Here is a 3,946-nt window from a genome sequence, read left to right as displayed (position 1 = left end):
CAAATCGCATATCCTAACAGGTTTCCAAAAACCTGTTAGGTATTTTGGTCTTTAGTTTATCGAAGATATTAAACCTAACAGGTTTTCGGAAACCTGTTAGGATGCAATAAACATTTGTACATTTGCAAAAAAAAATCTTAGTCCCGATAGCTATTGGGATAGCATCTAAGATTCTCAGCATCTCAAAGAAAAATGAACAAAACCATCCAACTTCAAGATTTAGGAAATAAAGATTACCAAGAAACCTGGGCATATCAGGAAGAATTGTTCAAGGGAATTGTCGATTTGAAGATTCAAAATAGGAGAGATGAAACCCATCTGGAAACACCCAATTATTTCCTTTTTGTAGAGCATCCACATGTTTATACTTTGGGCAAAAGCGGCGATTTCGAAAATTTGCTTTTATCGGAGCAACAATTGGAAGCCAAAGGAGCCACTTTCTACAAAATCAATCGTGGTGGCGATATTACCTATCACGGACCAGGACAAATTGTGGGTTATCCGATATTGGATTTAGAAAATTTTTTTAGTGATATTCACAAATACTTGCGTTTTCTGGAGGAAGCCATTATCTTAACGTTAGCAGAATACGGAGTGCAATCAGGACGTAGCGAAGGAGAAACTGGCGTTTGGCTTGGCGTTGGAACACCTTTTGCACGTAAAATTTGTGCCATGGGAGTTCGTGCTTCCCGCTGGGTAACGATGCACGGTTTTGCTTTAAACGTCAATGTTGATTTGGGATATTTTGACAACATCATTCCCTGCGGAATTCGAGGTAAAGCAGTTACTTCCTTAAATGTTGAACTTGGAGTCGAAAAAGTGGATGAACAAGAAGTCAAAGAAAAAATTCTTAAACATTTCTCCCAATTGTTTGAAGCTGAACTTATTTGAGTTTTTTTGTGCGCTTTTTTTTAGATAATTTTGTTTATCCCTTTTTTGGGATTTTTCCAAAATTTTTAATCAATGCACAACGTAATTTCAAATTTATCGGAATTTTTAGAGTTCAATGAAGAAGAAGGTAAAGCTTTTGAAAGTATTCTAATATATAAAAAAATCAAAAAAAATGAACACCTTTTGGTCGAAGGTGAACACTGCAATTACGGTGTTTTTATTCAAAAAGGCTGTATTCGCCATTATTACTTAAACGATGGCGTGGAATCAACGGGGAATTTTTTCTTTGAAAATGGATGGTACGCCGATTTTGAAAGTTTTTTGTACGGTAAGCCATCCATGTTAAATATTGAGGCCCTTGAAGATTGCGAATTGTATTTGGCTTACAAAAGTGATTTTGACAAATTAGTCATCCAATACCCTATTTTTAATAATTTTCTCCGTGAAATGATGGAGCGAACAATCAAAGGACTTACAGGAAAAGGAATGACAATGTCTTTGTTAAATCCCGAAGAACGCTATTTGGCATTGATAAAATATCGCCCGAAAGTGGTTGAAAGAGTTCCTCTAAAACATATTGCTAGTTATTTGGGTGTAAAACCAGAGAGTTTAAGCCGAATTCGTACTCGCCTGACTAAGAATGATAAAAACTTAACTTAAGTCAATTTTTAAGAAAAATCTGTTTTTTAATTTTGCTTTAAATAATTAAAAGCTAAAGTTAAAATGAGAAAATTTCTTTTACTGTTTTTTAGTGTATTTAACTTAATCTCTTATGCTCAAACAGGAGTTGTTAGAGGAAAAATAACCGACAAACAATCCGGGAAGGATATTAATGGAGCTGTTGTTAAACTTGTTGGGCAAGATGCTGTTCAAGCGGTTTCAAATGCTAATGGTATTTTTAAAATGGAAGGCATTCCCCTTGGGAGACAAAATTTAGTCATTAGTTATGAGGGATATGAAGATACTTCTGTTTCAGACCTCGATATTACTACTGGAAATGACAATTTTGTCAATATCACATTGGTCGAAAAATTTAATAAGCTCAAAGAGGTTGTTGTTAGTTCTGGGTCTAATAAGGCCAAACCCATAAATATGATGTCAACGGTTTCTGCCCGACAATTTAGTACTGAAGAGGTCAATCGATTTTCTGGCGGAAGAAGTGATGTTGCTCGTTTGGTTTCCAATTTTGCTGGGGTTTCCACGGCTGATGATAGCCGAAATGATATAGTAGTTAGAGGAAATTCACCTTCCGGGATGTTGTGGCGAATTGAAGGAATTCCAGTTCCTAATCCCAATCATTTTGCTACTATGGGAACAACTGGAGGGCCTGTTTCTGCTTTAAATCCTAACTTATTGGCTAATTCCGATTTTTTAACTTCAGCTTTTCCTGCTGAATATGGAAATGCCATTGCAGGTGTTTTTGATCTCGGTTTCCGCAAAGGAAATCCGGATGATTATGAGTACATGATTAGTGTCGGGGCTTATCCCGGTGTAGAATTCATGGCCGAAGGGCCTCTAGGGAAAAAAGGAGGTTCGTTTGTGGCTGCCGCAAGATATGGTTTTGTTGGGGTTACCGGATTGGCTGGGACTGCTGCGCAACCCAATTATAGTGATATCAGTTTTAATGTGGATTTTGGAAAAACTTCTATTGGGAATTTTTCAGTTTTCGGAATTTATGGCACTTCGGATATTGATTTCTTAGGAAGTAAAGTGGATAAAGAAGATCCTTATGCGGCTCAGGACGAGGATTCGTATGTTACTTCTGTAATAGGTACTTTGGGAGTAAAGCATAATTTAGAAATTGGGAGTAATTCGTCTTTAAAAACGATTGTTGCAGCTTCAAAAGCCGGGAATACTTTTCAGAACGATCGTTATTATAATTATGGTACGCCTGAGGAAAATAAATTGCGATTTATGGATGTGGATAATTCCGAAAACAGATTTACATTTTCAACTTTATTCAATTCCAAAATCAATAAAAATATTACTTTGAGAACAGGTTTGTTATTCGAGAATTACTCTTTGGACGCTAATTTGGCTTCAAGAGACAGGCAAGAAGATGCAAATGGCGATGGTTATCCTGATTATGTACAACTTATAGAAGACAATGGCAGTTATAATATAGTACAGCCTTTTGCCCAAGGACAATTTCGATTGACAGAGAAAGTAACTTTTAACGCAGGGATTCATGGACAGTATTTTTCAATGAATGAAGAATTTGTAGCCGAGCCAAGAGCGGCTTTGTCTTACGCCTTTAATCAAAAAAACACTATCAGTTTTGGTTATGGATTGCACCATCAAAATGTTCCGGCTCCCATTTTGTTTTTAAATGAATCAGTTGATGGAATGTCGGTTCAAACCAATAAAAATCTGGATTTGGCTCAAAGTCAACACTATGTTTTGGGTTACGATGTTCGATTGGCTAATAAATGGAGAGGGAAAGTAGAATTGTATTATCAGGATATTACCAGAGCAGGAGTAGAGGCATTTCCTAGTAGCTACTCTACCTTGACCGAAGGCGCTGATTTTGGCTATTCGACTGACAAGACTTCTTTAGTGAGTAATGGAACGGGTTTTAATCAAGGGGTCGAATTAACGCTGGAGAAGTTTTTTAGTAGAGGTTATTACGGTTTGTTTACCACTTCGCTTTTTGAAAGCAAATACAAAGGAAGTGACGGCATTGAACGAAATTCCCCTTTCAATAATGGATATGTTGTGAATTTGTTGGGAGGGAAAGAATTTAAAATTGGAAGAGAGAGACGAAATGTTTTTTCAATCGATTCGAAGTTTACAACAGCTGGAGGACGTTATTATACACCGGTAGATCTTGCCGCTTCCAACGCAGCTGGATATGAAATAAGAGATGATAAAAATGCGTTCAGCCAGCAATATGGCAATTATTTGCGATGGGATGTTAAATTTGGAATCAAGATTAATAGCAAAAACAAAAAACGATTCCATCAGTTTTATGTCGATTTACAGAACGTGACCAATCATACGAATGTGTTTGTGTATGATTACAACCGAATAACTAATAGCATAGAACAGAAAGATC

Annotated in this window: 2 protein-coding genes and 1 pseudogene; all 3 read left to right on the top strand. The window is 36.6% G+C overall.

Going from position 1 to position 3,946, the window contains the following annotated elements; all coding sequences use genetic code 11:
- Nucleotides 1-189 precede the first annotated feature (189 nt).
- Nucleotides 190-891: pseudogene (gene lipB / locus VLC96_RS12580) on the top strand (lipoyl(octanoyl) transferase LipB); the annotation flags it as partial.
- A 72-nt stretch (nucleotides 892-963) separates the two neighbouring features.
- Nucleotides 964-1,551 (top strand): Crp/Fnr family transcriptional regulator, encoded by a 588-nt coding sequence (locus VLC96_RS12575; protein WP_325263407.1) that lies wholly within the window; start codon nucleotides 964-966, stop codon nucleotides 1,549-1,551.
- Between the two features lie 63 nt (nucleotides 1,552-1,614).
- Nucleotides 1,615-3,946, top strand: a 2,332-nt coding sequence (locus VLC96_RS12570) for a TonB-dependent receptor (protein WP_325263405.1), incomplete at its 3' end; no start/stop codon positions are given.

Origin of the sequence: Flavobacterium sp. (genome assembly GCF_035456085.1) — a bacterium.
GTDB lineage: Bacteria > Bacteroidota > Bacteroidia > Flavobacteriales > Flavobacteriaceae > Flavobacterium.
This window is presented reverse-complemented; position numbering and strand designations above follow the sequence as displayed.

Bases quoted from the DNA above. Each gene is read 5' to 3' on its own strand.
- VLC96_RS12575 (WP_325263407.1), top strand. From the start codon at position 964: ATGCACAACGTAATTTCAAATTTATCGGAATTTTTAGAGTTCAATGAA.